The 16,173-nt window shown below is 40.3% G+C and carries 16 protein-coding genes; 1 reads left to right on the forward strand and 15 read right to left on the reverse strand.

Annotation, left to right across the window (positions count from 1 at the left end; genetic code table 11):
- Positions 1 to 290: 290 nt before the first annotated feature.
- From CSC79_RS18105 to rppH, 15 genes are all read right to left on the reverse strand, one after another.
- Entirely contained in the window at positions 291 to 938 is a 648-nt protein-coding gene (locus CSC79_RS18105; protein WP_099297228.1) for a FlgO family outer membrane protein, read from the reverse strand.
- Positions 939 to 946: 8 nt separating this feature from the next.
- Complete coding sequence (locus CSC79_RS18110; RefSeq protein WP_099297232.1) at positions 947 to 1,621, reverse strand: FlgO family outer membrane protein; 675 nt, start codon at positions 1,619 to 1,621, stop codon at positions 947 to 949.
- Positions 1,622 to 1,633: 12 nt separating this feature from the next.
- Entirely contained in the window at positions 1,634 to 2,227 is a 594-nt protein-coding gene (locus CSC79_RS18115) for a FlgO family outer membrane protein (protein WP_099297235.1), read from the reverse strand.
- Between the two features lie 47 nt (positions 2,228 to 2,274).
- On the reverse strand, positions 2,275 to 2,880 hold the full coding sequence (locus tag CSC79_RS18120; RefSeq protein WP_099297239.1) for an SPOR domain-containing protein: 606 nt from the start codon (positions 2,878 to 2,880) through the stop codon (positions 2,275 to 2,277).
- 25 nt (positions 2,881 to 2,905) lie between these two features.
- On the reverse strand, positions 2,906 to 5,836 hold the full coding sequence (locus CSC79_RS18125; RefSeq protein WP_237114059.1) for an MSCRAMM family adhesin SdrC: 2,931 nt from the start codon (positions 5,834 to 5,836) through the stop codon (positions 2,906 to 2,908).
- Between the two features lie 6 nt (positions 5,837 to 5,842).
- Positions 5,843 to 6,655, reverse strand: coding sequence for a fimbria/pilus periplasmic chaperone (locus tag CSC79_RS18130; protein WP_099297244.1), 813 nt, complete (start codon positions 6,653 to 6,655; stop codon positions 5,843 to 5,845).
- Positions 6,656 to 6,663: 8 nt separating this feature from the next.
- Positions 6,664 to 7,131 (reverse strand): DUF4402 domain-containing protein, encoded by a 468-nt coding sequence (locus tag CSC79_RS18135; RefSeq protein ID WP_099297248.1) that lies wholly within the window; start codon positions 7,129 to 7,131, stop codon positions 6,664 to 6,666.
- 20 nt (positions 7,132 to 7,151) lie between these two features.
- Positions 7,152 to 7,745, reverse strand: a complete 594-nt coding sequence (locus CSC79_RS18140; RefSeq protein ID WP_099297252.1) for a DUF4402 domain-containing protein — start codon at positions 7,743 to 7,745, stop codon at positions 7,152 to 7,154.
- 119 nt (positions 7,746 to 7,864) lie between these two features.
- Entirely contained in the window at positions 7,865 to 8,473 is a 609-nt protein-coding gene (locus tag CSC79_RS18145) for an SPOR domain-containing protein (protein WP_099297256.1), read from the reverse strand.
- 129 nt (positions 8,474 to 8,602) lie between these two features.
- Positions 8,603 to 9,484, reverse strand: coding sequence for a UTP--glucose-1-phosphate uridylyltransferase GalU (gene galU / locus CSC79_RS18150; protein WP_099297260.1), 882 nt, complete (start codon positions 9,482 to 9,484; stop codon positions 8,603 to 8,605).
- A gap of 30 nt (positions 9,485 to 9,514) precedes the next feature.
- Complete coding sequence (locus CSC79_RS18155) at positions 9,515 to 10,366, reverse strand: thymidylate synthase (protein WP_099297264.1); 852 nt, start codon at positions 10,364 to 10,366, stop codon at positions 9,515 to 9,517.
- 12 nt (positions 10,367 to 10,378) lie between these two features.
- Positions 10,379 to 11,182: a prolipoprotein diacylglyceryl transferase gene (gene lgt, locus CSC79_RS18160; RefSeq protein ID WP_099297268.1), complete on the reverse strand. Its 804-nt coding sequence runs from the start codon at positions 11,180 to 11,182 to the stop codon at positions 10,379 to 10,381.
- A 12-nt stretch (positions 11,183 to 11,194) separates the two neighbouring features.
- On the reverse strand, positions 11,195 to 12,004 hold the full coding sequence (locus CSC79_RS18165; protein ID WP_099297270.1) for a sulfite exporter TauE/SafE family protein: 810 nt from the start codon (positions 12,002 to 12,004) through the stop codon (positions 11,195 to 11,197).
- 81 nt (positions 12,005 to 12,085) lie between these two features.
- Entirely contained in the window at positions 12,086 to 14,356 is a 2,271-nt protein-coding gene (gene ptsP / locus CSC79_RS18170) for a phosphoenolpyruvate--protein phosphotransferase (RefSeq protein WP_099297271.1), read from the reverse strand.
- Between the two features lie 8 nt (positions 14,357 to 14,364).
- A complete protein-coding gene (rppH, locus tag CSC79_RS18175) occupies positions 14,365 to 14,886 on the reverse strand; it encodes an RNA pyrophosphohydrolase (RefSeq protein WP_099297272.1) in 522 nt (173 codons plus the stop codon).
- A gap of 531 nt (positions 14,887 to 15,417) precedes the next feature.
- On the opposite strand from rppH, the gene mutH reads away from it, so the two are divergent.
- A complete protein-coding gene (gene mutH / locus CSC79_RS18180; protein ID WP_099297273.1) occupies positions 15,418 to 16,089 on the forward strand; it encodes a DNA mismatch repair endonuclease MutH in 672 nt (223 codons plus the stop codon).
- The last annotated feature ends 84 nt before the right edge of the window (positions 16,090 to 16,173 follow it).

The following is a 16,173-nucleotide window of genomic DNA, read 5'->3' on the forward strand; positions in this document are numbered from 1 at the left end:
GCTAGGTGCTAGGTGCTAGGAAAGTATAACGGGTTAAGCTGTTTTTAATCAAGCTGTTAAATAACGTAAACCGATTAATTCAAGCGTGCGCTGCGTAAGTTAACCTGAATTCTGGATAATAAATCTATCTCCAGCGGCTACTTTCAACGCTAACTGCGTTGAATTTACTTGCAATAGACTAGCTATTGACGCGTAAATTCGCCTTGTTATCGCTAAAAGTCTCCGGCTGGAGACTAATAAATATATTTATGATTTAATATCAATACTTTAGTACATCTCTTAACCAGAGTTCAGGTTAAGTTAATATCGTCGTTTTTTAATACGTAATAAGGTAATAGCTTTTGGCTACTTGCCACTACCCGCTTACTTTGCACATCAATAATCCGCGTATTAACTTCTACGCCACTGCTGCGGTAGATTAAAGTGCCAGATAGCACATGGCTTGCAACACGCTTGTTTGCTAAGTTATCTACTTCCCGTGAGAACACAAAGTCTCCGCGTTGGTTCACTAAAATTTGATCGGTTGTTTTAAAATCAACAATGCCATAACCAAATTGTTGTAGCTGGTGAATAAAGCTTTCTGAGAGCTGGTTACCAAGCTGGCTGCTTTTAGTCAGACTGTTATCTAAATCAACAAAAGAAGTCACTGCAATCGAGATATCTTGCTCTAATTGCATGGTATCGACTAAGTCTAACGCCATTTGTTCAACATAATTAACCAGCGTTTTATTATGTTTACTCGGTGCGAACTGCGTTGAGCTTTGATAGCGTTGCTCTTGTTGCATGTGTGCTTGATGTATCAATTGACTTAAATCATAACTCGGGGTGGGCTCTGGCGCACTATCGACCGATTGCGTTTCTACCATGCTGCACCCTGCAACAAACGAGACAGCTAAGCTAACACTTAATATGGCTGCACACTTAGTTATATAAGTCATAGTTACTCTCACTCATTCGCTTGTTTTAGCATAATACCGTCAGTGCGATAACTGCTATCTAATGCATCCACCACAGATTGAGGTATAAACCCCTGCGCAGAGCCAACAACAGCTTTGCTGGTTAACCCAACTATACGTGCATTTATTAATACGCCGCCTTGGTGATTCACCATGGTGCCTGCTAATACATAGTTAAAGTTTTGATCTGGGCTGAGTTCTAAATAATCTCGGCTGAATACAAAATCGCCGTTTGGTGTAACGCGCATGAAATCGGTGGTTTTAAAATCGATAACGGGTACGCCAAAACTGTGCAGTTCGTGCATAAAGCTTTCGGCTATTTGATTGCCAAGTAACGTTCCATCATTGTATTCATCGTCTAAATAAATAAAGCTCGATACAGCTAATGGCGTTCGTGTATTCACATATTGCAGGTTTTCAGCCATGTCTTGCATGATACCGCGAACATAATGGTTAATATTTTTGCGTGTAGCGACGCCCAGTTGACTGCTGTCATTCATTACAGCTTTATTTTGGAACACGCCACTATTCTGACCAGGCTCAGCAACACTTCGCTCCATAGCAAGCTGTGGTGTGGTGTTATTTTCTGCGCTGCTGGTGTCATTCATCATTTGCGAACAACCGAAGCCCAGCGGTAAACATAGGGTTAGTAATAAGCGTTTCATAAGGGCTCCTAATTAATATTCACTGCGGTAAATAAAACCACCGCGTTGCTGAATTTTTTCATCGCTCCACATCACATTTATGGGGATTTCAGTACTTGCTGCTGAGGTGATGACATTGCTTTGTGCGTTCACCATGCGTGCATTGATGATGTAGGCATGTTGTTGCCGCGTTAATGTACCAGTGATGACATAGTCAATATTCTGGCGTTGATTTAATTTTGCAATGTCTCTGCTGAGCATGCTATCTGCCGATGCTGACAAATTTAAATTATTTTCTAAACGGTACTCAATTATATTATAGCCAAGCTGCGTTAGTTGCGTGATTAGGCTTTCTTGAATTTGCTGGCTCAGACCATGACCTTGTCCTTGCGCAAGGCCTGTTTCTAGGGCGTCAGCTAAAAAAAAGCTTGTTATAGCAATACGTGACGAGCTTTTAAATGAACCATTTTTATGACTAAGCTGCGTGCTTAAATCGCGAACGTATTGATCCACAGTAAAAGACGCCATAGTCGCTTTTTCAACTTGAGTATTCGTCTTTTTTACGGGCTCACTGGTCAAACTACAAGCGGTTAGACTCAGTGACAATAAAAGTATTAACAGGCGCATATTTGCCATCCTCTATGAGCATAGCAGTATCAAAGCAATAATTATGCCTACTTAAAAGGCTGCGCTGTATAATGGCTTACTAAACAGTTTATTTTATGTTGTTTAAGTTTTTCACACTCTAAACTGGCGTTTTTTTGATACTGATATGCACCAAGTTTCAATCGGTAATAGGTCGTGCCGTTTACCTTAACCGGTTCTACATTTGCGATAAGTTCCCCGGCAAATAACTCAGGGGCTTTTAATTTTAGTTCTTCGACCGTTTTACTCAGCCTCATTCGCTCAGTAACTGATGCCACTTGAAGTGCAAATAATGGCTGTGGTGTTGGCTGATACTCAACAGCTGGTTTTGGCTTTTTAACAGGTGTAGCCTGTATATTTGGCTGAGTCGTTTTTTGTTCCACCACCGCGTTAAGCTGTGAGATTAAAAGTTTTAAATCTTGCTCAATTAGCAGTAACCGTTCTATTCCTGGTTTTGCTTGTTGCCATTGTGATGCTGAAGCCTTTAATTGCGCTAACTCTGCTGCGGAAATAGAGACCTGTTCGTCATTTGTAGCTTGGCTGTTGTTACTAGAATGTGTAGTACTGCAACCAAAAGCGGTTAAACATACCAGCAATATAATAAGTGTGTTTTTTACTGTGCCATGTGGCGCCATTGATAAATCCTTTTTTACTAATAGGTTATATTTTTTGAGCTTGAACAGTGCATTTTAAACCTTTACTTTTTAATGCTACACACGTGTTTTGCAAATCATTATTTTCAATTATTGAGAAACCAAAGGCTAAAATATAGCGCTCATTGTCTTTTAGATAAAATGCCTCTCTGAGCGCTTTTGGCTCTAAGTGCTGCTTAATTAATTGAAAATACGTTTTCAACATCGCCAAAGATGAAAAACTGCCAGCATGCGAAATATACCCTGAATGCTTCACTTTTTCGGTCAAAACAAAATCAACACCCATAACGACATCACCTTGCGGTGATAAATTTACAGCAATGTTTTGCGTTTCTTTCAGCGACTTTTTATTTTTATAATTTTGACTTATCACTGCTTTATACTCACCGGGCCTTAAATCTGTAAATAAATAATACCCATCGTAGGCCGCTTGTGTTTGTGCTACTTGCTTGCCTTGTTTGTCCAATAACACTATATCTGCATAGGGTTTAACCTCACTGTGCTGGCCTTTTTGCTGATAAACCACTCCCTCAATTTCACTCGCATTATTTAATGGGTAATCCATATATTCAATAAAGCCTGCTCGTGGAGTGATTGAAAAGCCATCGTGGGCTGGTACTAAAAATGGATCTGGGAAGCTGTCTTTATCAAGCACAATATCTGTTGTACGGTTTGCCGGCATTGAGGTAAGTAAGGCTATTCCCTGCTCATCTGTAATCGCTTGGCGATAGTTTTGTAGCCCTTTTACTTTTACACCAACAACCCCTTGTTCGTTCTCATCCATTACACCGTTGTTATTATCGTCAATAAAAACGCGTAACATTAATGTACCTGTAGTCGTTAGGCTCTGTTTTGAAACAAAATAGTTATTGTTTTGCGCATCCATCCCTAAACTAAAGCGACTATAAACACCAAACTGCCAATTTTCTTCACTGTCGTAATTAAAGTTACTCGTCACACTAAACTTATCGCTTTGCCATGTTAAGCCTAAATCTGCTGATTGCAGGTCATTGATTCGCGAATCTCGTAGTGTTAATTCGGCTTGTAACTGACTGCTAATGCTACGGTTAAACTCGGCTTCATAGCTGGTAATTTCGCTTACAGGCGATAAGGTGTAATCAATGCCAAAACGGCTATAAATACGGCCAAAGCGACCTTGTAAGCGCGATGTGCCATCAACAAATTCATGGTTATTAGTGTCTTGCCATTGCAGCTGATTGCTTAGTGAAAGGCCTGAGAAGGCATAATTTAAACGGTTTTGTACTTGTTTATATATTCCCTGACTATCCGATTGCTGATAAAGAAGATTGTTCTGATAATTTAATCGGCCAAAATCGCTCTGCATTAATTCGCCAGCCATATTTATTTGGTAGCTATCATATTCCTGATTTGTTTCGTCAGTTCGGTTAGTAGCGCTAAAAAGTAAAGATTGTTCTGCAACTTGGCTTCGTGCTGTTAACTCAAGATCTTTTTCATTTTGGTTGTTTTGCTCGTAATCTAGGTTCAATAAGAGCCGATTAAACACGCTTAGGTTTGTACCAATGGCAACGTGTTGCAAGTCGTCATCTGCTCTTTTTTGCCCCAATGCAGCTGTATAAATAGAGACGTTATCAGTAATTCCTTGCTCAAACCGCCCAGCAACTTGCCAACCTGTATTATTAAAGTTGCTGTTACCGAGTAACTGTTTTCCTTGCTCTGACACAGACAGCTCGTAAAACCCTTCACCTTTATCTAGTTGATTACCATCAACAAAATAGTATTCAGTTTTACGCTCAACTTGTCCTTGAGGGCCATAAAATATCAACTCAAAATTATTTTCGCCATAATATAAATCTACATTTTCAAAAACATAACGCCCATCGGCTAAACTTAGTTGCTGCGCAATTAATACTCCGTTGCGATAAAGCTCAGCATCCCACCCTAACTGAATGGCGCCACTTAAATTAATACGATTGTTATCAAATTGCTGGTTAAGATCACGATTAGAAAACTTAACCCCACGTCCATACTGGCTGTTATAACGACTCCCTACTTGAGTTGCGATAACGTCGCCAAATTCAACTTCACTAGCGCCTAAAACACCGAGTAAGTTACTTTGTGAATCTTGCCTAGTAAAAGTTAAACGTGAGTCTGTTAATAAATCACCTTCGCGACCAGATAAAAAGTACTCTGCTGATAAATAGGCAAAATCTTGTGCGCCTAATAATGAATATCGGGTTCTATTTTGGTTTTTATCGGCACTGTAATTTAATTGCAAGTCAGCCACGGGCGCTGAAATAGCTTGATAAGGACTGGCTTTCCAAGGCAGTGTCGGTTGTGACTTTTGCTTTGTTGGATTAAGAGTTCTCCCCTTGCGCTGACGCTGAAGCTCGATCGGGAGTGGTTCATCTGTGCTTAGGTATACTTCCAAATCAGCATAATCGACATTAAAGGCAATACCAAATGCATAGTTTAAAACGTCAATTTCAATGTAAATATCATCATCAATACTGATATCGGTATCAGCTAGCTGCAAAACACCATGATCTGTAATTAATGTGTTATCAGACAATTCAAATGTTCGTTGATTGGCGTACCAGCCTTTTGCTGAGCTTGTTGGTAAATCTATTTCTATTGCAAATTGAAGGATATCTGCAAACCCTGATAAACCCAACTGCACGTTTTTTTCACTTTTGAGCGCAAAAACCTCACCCAAGTAATGGCCATTTAAATAAAGTGAAAACAGTAAAAACTCACCGGTTGCAATTCGCTGCTGCGGCTCAACTAAAACCGGTGTTTGAGGTGTGACTTGAAGGTTAGCTGTTGCAAGTTTGCTTTGAATTAGTTGCAGCGTATCGAGCGCATCATTCGCTGTTGACGCCGTTTTACTCGATACGCTAATACTTAGGCATAGAGATAGCCAAAGTAATGATCTACTTACCTTATTATGTGCTTTCATTCACGCTTATAATAGCAACATGTTAGTTGTTATAGGCAATGTATGCTCAGCAAAGGTCACATCTGCGTATTCATCTGCCCCTGTGTATTTAAATTCTACAACACCTGGTTGTGTAATGGCTTTATCGCTAAACAAACTTAGGGTGACATCGGCACTGTCTACATCTGAATAAATACTTAAATTACCAATCTCAGCTACTTTCTCTGCAGAACTATTTGTATCGCTTTTAAAGTATGCGCTTAACTTTCCATAACTACTAAACCCAGTATTGCGGTTAACTTTTAATTTAAACTGCATGCGCTGATTATCTGGGTTTTTAATAACTTTTGCATGCTCAATAGTTACCTCGGGTACTTCTGCACTTTCACGCAGAACCACAGGAATACTGTAACTCATGATCATATTAATTTTTATCGAGCTATTAATTTTGGTGTTTTCGTTAGGTAACGCTTGAAACAGTAAGTGAGAACGGTACTCGCCAGGAGCCAAACCTTTAGGCTTTCTAAGTGCAACTTTAACAGTTTGCTTTTCACCGGGGGCTAACCTCATTTGCTTTGGCGATAGCCTTGTCATTGGGCTTAAACTTGTGTCAGTCGCTTCAGGCAGAGTTACATAGCCGCCAGTTGGTGTAGATTGCTTTTCACTCCAAATTACTCGGTATGTTTTATATTCTTTACTTGTATTAATTACGCTTACTTTAGCGGTACGCTGGCGTTCATCAAAACTAATACGGGTTGGAGAAATTAGCAGGTCTGCAATTGCGCTTTGACTTAAAAATAAAAAACTGAAAACCAACATAAACGTTAACTTGTTGAACATTTTAATCCTTAGTAGTCCACGGAAATTTCAAGATTTGTAGAAGATGAATAGTTACCATCTGAAAATTGTTTAGTGCTTGTGTTTATTTCAAGCTTGCCACCAATCAGTACACGAACTTCGCCGAATTCATCGCCAAATCCGTACTTTGGAAAGCCATTTAAACTCACTTTAAAATCGGCGCTACTGCTGCCTTGCGTATCGTGTTGAAGGGTAACAGGCGCGACTAAATTCATTGTTACACGGGTGCCTGTTGGAATACCCGTTAATATAAGCTCTGCTGGATGACCCTCTCTAATAATATAAATATCACCGGAGGTATTTATAGTGCCGTCATCTTTAATTATTACAGAGCCGAACTGTTCACTTTGTAAAACAACTAAAGTGCCAAAATCAAGCGCTTGCTGCTCTATACTGGCCGATTTAACTAATAGCGGGCATAACGCTAAATACAAGCTCAATATAGTGCAAAAGCGCATAATAAACTCAGCGGCCTAAATTAATAAGCAACTTCAATCTGGAAGTTACCAGTGTAATCAGTATCGCGGTATGCTTCACTAGAAGCAATCCCAGCGGTAGAGAGAGTTGCACCAATATTAAACTCAACACTCCCATCTGCATCAGCTGTTAAGTTTGGGTTTCCTGATGTATAAGGTGTGTTAGCATTTGGACCACTGGTAATAAAATATGTCCAACTGCCAACAGTGAAGTTTGGCTCATTTAAACCCTGACCATCAGAATCGAGTACTGTCGCTGTTGGATCTGTGATTGTTAGGCGAGCATTAGGTACGACATCTGATACAGTAAAAGAAGCGGGTGAACCTTGCCCTATGATAGAAATAATAGCGGGTGAGTTATCAGTTCTTGACGATACAGGACTTGCATCTGGATCTGGATCAATAACTAAGGTTGCTTGGTTAGCGCCTGTTGGATCTGCAACCGCACGAATAATACCAAAATCTAAATCATTACCTTTGGTCAAAACAACTGTATTTTGTACTTTAACCGTTGCACTAAAACTCTCGCTTGTAGCATAAACACCAAAAGAACTTGCAGCGACGGCTACTGCTAGTAAAGTAGAAGATAATTTCATACTAAATCCTTATAAAAGACGGGACATTACCCTATGTTGTCCCTATCATAATTATTATCGACAGTTAGGACAAATACTTTACGCTTAATTACTGAAACAAAAGATAAAGCGTACTTTATTCATATAGGTTGGCCGACAAATGGCGCACTTAAACACTTTTGTCCCATATTTTTTGCAATTAAGCAAAAAGTATTAGCTTCTGTATAATCTTGAAAAGGGCCTACGCGTAAGCCATAAAGCGTAACGCCTTTGTTCTCTCGCTGAGTCATTAAAAAGTCGAGCTGCTTAAACGCATGAGGGTATTCTCGGTGTAATCTCACTATTTGCAACTTAACCAGCTCTGGTCTCAAATAAAGTCCTAGCTGTGCACCTGCAAGGGAATCCGACTTTGTTTGGTATATAGATTCACCAACCACATTACTTTTATCCGTTTGAGTGGCCTGATTACCATGGAGCACATCCACCCGCTCTGAACGAAGTTCTGACGGACCTTGTGCTAATTGAGAGTTTGACGACAACGCCATAATCAGAAGTTTTAGATCATTTTCCATACTTGCAAGTCGATTAATACTGCCTTGTTGTTGCTGCCACTGTGCAACATATTCTTTAACTTGCTGATCAGAGATAAGTGATGATGAATCATCAACCTCGTGACTTTCATTCATGGCGCAACCAGCCATCATCACTGCTAACATCAAAGTAAGCCAAATTCGAAGTGTAATATGCATTTTTTGCGCTTTAGTTAAAAAGTAATACGGTAATTAAGCAAAGTAAATGCCAGCTTATGTTTAATCGTTATGTTTATAAAATAAAAAAGTGCCATTTAGGCACTTTTTTATAATTCACTGGTTTATTGCCTATTTTACTAAGCCTTTAATAAACTGTGATAAATCAGTTTTAAACTCATCTCTGCGTAGGGCAAATTCGATAGTTGCTTTTAAGTAGCCTAATTTACTGCCACAATCATGACTGCGCCCTTTGATGGCGTAAGCTGCCACAGGCTCTTTTTCCATTAACATGGCAATGGCGTCGGTTAATTGGATTTCATCACCTGCACCAGCAGGCGTTTTTGCGAGTAATGGCCAAATATTTTTACTTAAAACATAGCGTCCAACCACCGCAAGGTTTGATGGTGCAGTTTCAACCGGTGGCTTTTCAACCATGTTAGCAATAGCAGCGCTTTGGCCTTGTGTTATATTTTCGTCACCAATATCAACAACACCAAACTTATCAACATCTTGCATAGGCACTGGCTCAACCATAATTTGGCTTTCACCCGTTTGCTCAAAATGAGTGATCATTTCAGCTAAATTGTCTTTTTTGAGATTGCTTTCATGATCGTCAATAATCACATCTGGCAAAATAACCACAAATGGCTCGTCACCAATAATCGGTGCTGCGCAGTTAATCGCATGGCCTAAGCCTTTTGCTTCACCTTGGCGAACATGAATGATGGTTACGTCTTTCGGGCAAATCGATTGCACCTCGGCCAATAATTGCCGCTTTACCCGCTTTTCAAGCGTGGCTTCTAATTCAAAACTGGTATCAAAGTGGTTTTCTATTGAGTTCTTACTAGAGTGAGTAACTAATACGATTTCTTTGATACCTGCAGCAATGGCTTCGCTAACCACATACTGAATTAATGGTCGATCTACAACTGGCAGCATTTCTTTCGGTATTGCTTTGGTTGCGGGTAACATTCTCGTTCCTAGGCCCGCAACTGGTATAACAGCTTTCATTTGATTCTCCTTAAATGGGTATTATTTGTCCTACACTGAAAAAGGGTATTTAATCGCGTCATGGCATTGGTAGCCTATGACTTCAAAGTCATCTCTTGTGACCCATGTTTCAATGTCTTCTAATGTTTTAATTGCAGGATTGATACGCAACTGAGGTGACTCAAATGGCTCACGCTTTAATTGAACATCACGCATTAATTCTAGTTGGTTTTCATAAATATGCGCATTTACAATTTTATGGTATGCCTTACCCGGTTTGTGGCCGGTAATTTGCGCCACTAAAGCAAGCAATACAAAACACTGTATTTGATTGAAATTCAAACCAAGCGGTACGTCACAACTGCGTTGGTATGATGTTAAAGATAACGTATCGCCTAACAGTGAGAATGTATGAGTGTGCATACATGGGCGTAAGCAACCTAGGTCAAACTCACCAGGGTTGTAAAACGTGATAATTTCACCTCTGTCATCGACCCCATTTGTTAGGTTATCAATTACTTTTTTAAGCTGATCTAACGGTGTACCATCGGGGCGTTGCCAGTGTCGACCTTGAACGCCGTATACCCGCCCCATGTCGTCTTCACCTTGTCGATTAGGGTTATTAAGCCATGCTTGATTTTCATTGGCATTGGCATCCCACGTCATACAACCAATTTCACGAAACTGTGCTGCACTGCTGTAACCGCGAAGGTAACCTAGCAGCTCAGCAATTGCCGCTTTATAGTAGCTTTTGCGGGTTGTGATCATTGGGAACTTATTGTTAGCTACATCGTACTCAAGATCTGCATTTATTACGGTTAAACAACGTGTTCCTGTACGTTTATTTTCAACCCAAACTCCTTCATCAACAATGCGCTGACATAACTCTAAATATTGTTTCATTATTCGCTCTTTTTAAGCTTTACTAGCAGCTGACGGTTGCGGCTTTTTGTACGCCCATATTATCAAACCTAAGCCACCAATAACCATCGGTAACGATAAAATTTGTCCCATTGAGATAAAACCGCCAAACAAGCCTAAATGTGCATCTGGCTCTCTAAAGTATTCGATGGCAAAACGGAATACACCGTAACCTAATAAAAATAAGCCGCCCACACTGCCCGCTGGACGCGGCTTTTTAGTGAATACATATAAAATAATAAACAGCACTAAGCCTTCAAAAAATGCCTCATAAAGTTGCGAGGGGTGACGGGCAAGTGGTCCACCTGACGGGAATACAACAGCCCAAGGTACGTCAGTGGTTCGCCCCCACAGTTCACCGTTTATAAAGTTACCAATACGCCCAGCTAATAAGCCTACCGGTACAAGCGGTGCCACAAAATCACCTACAGCGAGAAGTTGCTTTTTACGAGTCCATGCGAAAATACAAATTGCGGTGATAACACCTAATGTACCGCCATGAAATGACATGCCGCCTTGATCTATTCTAAATAAATAAAATGGGTTTTCTAAAAAGTAGCTAAACTGATAAAACAGCACATACCCTACGCGCCCACCTAATATCACCCCCAGCATGCCATAAAAAAGTAAGTCGCTGACTTCGTCTTTTGACCAACCTGAGTTGGGTTTAGCTGCTTGGCGATTTGCCCACCACATGGCAAAAGCAAACCCTATTAAATACATTAACCCGTACCAACGTACGCTTAGTGGACCGACCGAAAATATAACCGGATCTATTTGTGGAAATTCTAGAGCCATAAAAATTAAACCTTAACTAAACACCATTTGAAGTGCGATGATAACCAATAATACTGCAAACGCTTTCTTTATCGTTGCAACGGGTAAATAATGAGTCGCTTTTGCACCAATAGGCGCCATAAACCAAGAGGTTATAACAATCCCTAACAATGCGGGTAAATATACAAATCCAACAAAGCCATGTGCTAAGTCAGTCACCTTCCAGCCAGCCGATATATAGCCAACCGAACCAAACAAAGCAATAACAATACCACACGCGGCAGCACAGCCGATTGCTTTTTTAATATCAACTGAAAAATAATTCAGCAAGGGTACAATTAACGCGCCACCACCAATACCAATTAAGCCTGACAAACCGCCCATTATCGCGCTAAAAGCACCAATAACGGGACCTTTAGGCATCGCTTTAACACTGGGTGCTTGCTTACGTGTTGATAGCACCATACGAGCAGCAATAAATACGACACTCGTTGCAAATACTGCCCGTAATAATTGTTCTGGAATAAAACTCGCTGCAAAGCCACTTAACAAAGCGCCTACCCCAACACCGCTCATAACCCAAGGTGCTATTTCCCACGGTACATTATTATTTTTATGGTGTGCTAAAGCTGAGGATGTCGACGTAAATAAGATTGAGGCCAAAGAAGTGGCAATTGCAATAACAAGCACGTGATCTGCATCTGCTACATCAAACTTTACCAGTAAACTACTGAGCACGGGCACGATGATCAAGCCACCGCCTATGCCAAGTAAACCTGCTAAAAACCCGACAATACTACCTAGTACTGCACAGCTTGCGATCAATATAACTAAATCATGCATAGCACGCTCTTATAAATAAATTGTTATATGCATATACTAATCCATTATATCTTAGGATCACAGCTTAAATTAACCGTTTTATCAACCATGGCTTGGGGTATAAAAAAGCTTACCTAGTTTGTGTTCAATCATAAAATTGCGTGTTAAACGCAATACTTGTTTTGCAGTAGATTGGGCTAAACACTCGGCCAATAATACTTCCATATCACTCATTTTTAAGCGTCTGAGTACCCACTTTACTTTACTGATAGAAAAGTGATTCATACTAAGTTGTCTATATCCCATCGCAATTAGTAAAATTGCGCCTTCTGGGTCGCCGCCAAGCTCGCCACATAAACTTAAAGATAAGTCGTAGTGTTGGCACTCTTGGGCTACTTTTTGTAGCACACGTAAAACGCCAGGGTGATATGGGTTGAATAAATCTGCGACCCGCGCATTTGAACGATCAACTGCCAGTAAGTATTGCGTTAAGTCGTTACTGCCCACCGAGCAAAAATCAACTTTTTTAGACCATTCAGGTAGCATGAACACACTTGAGGGTACTTCTAGCATTACGCCTACTTCAGGGCGCTCAATTACTTTATCTGGGTGCAGCTCTTCTAACTCAAAATATGCTTGCGATAATAAAGCCAGTGATTCATCCACTTCTTCTGTGCCGCTAATCATTGGTAGCATAATTTTTAGATTGCCCAGGCCCATATTTGCTTTAATCATCGCTTTTAATTGATCTAAAAATAATTCTGGATGATCTAGCGTGACGCGAATCCCTCGCCAACCTAAAAATGGGTTGTCTTCTGTAATATCAAAGTAATCTAAAACCTTATCACCACCAATGTCCAACGTGCGCATTACAACTGGCGAAGGATGATAACTTTCCAATACCTGTCGATACCAGTTTTCTTGATCTACCTGTGAAGGAAATTGACCTTTTTGCATAAACCATGCTTCTGTACGGTATAAACCTACGCCATCGCAAAGCACTGTGCTGACACTTTCGGTATTAAGGTCCAAACCTGCATTAAGTAACAAACTAATTTGCTGCCCATCTAAGGTAACAGCTTCGCAAGCTTGCTCAGCAATAAACTTATCATTGAGGATTGTTTCTTGGTATTTCAGTTGTAGATATTCATCTTGCAAGATTTGCGAAGGGGAAATATATAAACGCCCTGAGTAAGCGTCTAATATCATTTTTTTACCATCGAATTGCAGTAAAGGAACGTCTTCTATACCCCAAATTGCTGGGATCCCCATAGCCCGAGTCAAAATTGAGGCATGGCTGTTTGCTGAGCCATTCACACTAACTACACCCACTAAGTGCCCCTTTGGCACTTCCGCTAACATGGCGGGTGTTACGGTATTTGCAATGAGAACGGTGTCTTTTGGATAAGGCTTGACCGCATGTTCGGTCTTGACCAAGTGGTGAAGCACTCGTAAACCAATATCTTTTACATCAACAGCACGCTCTTTAATGTAGGGGTCTTGCATTGCATTGAACTGTGCAATTAATTTTTCAATTACAATTTTAAGTGAGCTTTTAGCGCACCAACCTTGTTGCAATTGCGTTTCAACATTTTGCCCTAAACTCTTTGCATCAAGCAGCTGCTGGTATACATCAAATACAGCCAAAGCCTCTTTGGGTATCGAGTCACTAAGTGTCATTGATAGAGTATTAAATTCGTGTCGAGTTGCTGAAACGGCTTGGCTAAACAAGCGTTGTTGCAGTGCCTGATTAGCATCCTTTTTCAGCTCAATAGATGTAAAATCAAGTTTGGGGATGACAACAAACGCTTGGCCTATCGCAATCCCAGGGGCGCTCGACACACCTTTTAGTACTGAGGTTTGATGAGATGACTCATCTTGACGCAACACTTCTTTTATTTCTGCATGTGCAAGCTGAGACGCTAGCTGAGCAGATAATGTGATTAAAAATGACTCTTCATCTTGGCTAAATACACGCGCAACTTTTTGCTGAACAACGATTACACCCAACACTTTTTTTTGATGAACAACAGGAACCGATAAAAAAGCATTATAGCTTTCTTCGTTTACTTCTGGGGAGGATTTAAAGCGCGGGTGTGATTTTGCATAGGCAATGTTTATGGGTTCTTCTCGCTGTGCAACTAAACCAACAAGGCCTTCAGTAAAACCAATCCTAAACGTACCAACAGCTGTGGGATTTAATCCCTGTGTTGCCATTAATACAAAATTGTCTTGGCTGTAATCTGCAAAGTAAATTGAGCAACACTCAGTTTGCATGGCGTCTTTGACCATGTTTACAAAACACGCTAATGCACTGTCTAAACACGCCTGTTGCGAAACAGACTCTGCAATAGCCCTAAGTGTTGCCAGCATAGCTTTCCTTATCTACCTTTGTGTCGCCATGAATCTTTTGATTGTTCACGCTTATTAAAAGGCATCGCAAATGGTGCAAACTCTTTCATGACGCGACGATATACATCGCGTTTAAACGATACAACTTGCCTAACCGGATACCAATAACTTACCCAGCGCCAATCGTCGAACTCCGGGTGATGTGTTTTAAGTAAGTCTACTTCTTCATCTTTACAACGAAGTTTCAGTAAAAACCATTTTTGTTTTTGCCCAATACACACCGGACTTGAATCGCGGCGGATTAAACGTTTGGGTAATTTATAGCGTAACCAATGTTTAGAACTTGCAACAATTTCTACATCTTCTGGGCGCAAGCCTACTTCTTCGTGTAATTCACGGTACATTGTTTGTTCTGCGCTTTCGCCACTGTCAACACCACCTTGCGGAAACTGCCACGAATGCTGACCATAGCGTCGAGCCCAAAAAACTTGTCCCTGATTATTGCAAATTACAATTCCGACATTGGCACGAAAACCTTCGGCATCAATCACCTTAGTGCCTCATTTGTAAGTCGATTTTTAATGATTGTTCCACATTAGCTGCAATACGGCAAACACTATTATAACCAAGCACACTACAGGTATAGATTTAAGGGCCAATGAAGTGCAATTATTAACCGAACATCCAAGTGCTACGTTATTTCTAATAAATATGGGTAATACTTCAGCTATTTTGCTCACCTTACTCACAGCTTGTGCATAACTTTAGTTTATACAGGTTGTTTTGCAAACAAATCCACAATAGGCGATCTAATAAAATGCTTTTTCCACAGATTCTGTGGATAACATTGTTCATATATCTGTATTTATCCTCGTTAGCTTTTGATACGCACTGCATTTGAATCTAATAAATTATACAAAAAACATAATAATCATAAACTTAAGAAGAAAACATCTAGCGTCGAAACTGTAAAAAAGTTACCCACCAAGGCTTGGGTAAAAAACACCCAAACACATAGATATCCACTCACAATCAATTTTGCTATCATGTTATGTGAATTGAAACAATAGAATATTTCTCTTATGCGAGCTGTAAAACCTCAATCAATCAATGAATTAATGCAACGTGTAAATAACATCGCAGGCATGACATTAGGCCAATTAGCACAACAGTATCAATTTAAAACTCCAGATGATTTATTACGAGAAAAGGGCTGGACAGGTCAACTGATTGAATATGTTTTGGGTGCAACGGCCGGTTCGAAGCCGACACCTGATTTTGAAGAGTTAGGGGTAGAACTAAAAACACTGCCGATTTCTTTTAAAGGTAAACCCCTTGAAACCACGTTTGTATCCGTCACTCCTTTACTCAATGTTACAGGAATGACTTGGCAACAAAGTCATGTGCGCCAAAAACTAAACCATGTTTTATGGCTGCCTATCTTAGGTGAACGCGATGTTATTCCATTTGATAGAGTAATAGGTAGCGGTTTTCTGTGGCAACCAAGTGCCCAGCAAGATGCACAATTACAACGAGATTGGGAAGAACAGATGGAGCTTATCGCATTAGGTCGCGTCGATGAAATATCAGGGCATTTAGGCGATGTAATGCAAATAAGGCCCAAAGCAGCCAATAGTCGGATCGTGACCGACGCAATTGGCCCTAATGGTAAATTGATAAAAACCCTGCCCCGTGGCTTTTATTTAAAAACCAACTTTACTGGCGAGATACTAAGGCGGCAGTTTCAGCTATAAAAATAAAAAGTGCGATGCACAATCAGAGCTAAAAACAAAAAATCCCCGCATGCGCGAGGATTTTTTAAAAGTTTAAATCAGATG

Origin of the sequence: Pseudoalteromonas sp. 3D05 (assembly GCF_002723455.1) — a bacterium.
GTDB lineage: Bacteria > Pseudomonadota > Gammaproteobacteria > Enterobacterales > Alteromonadaceae > Pseudoalteromonas.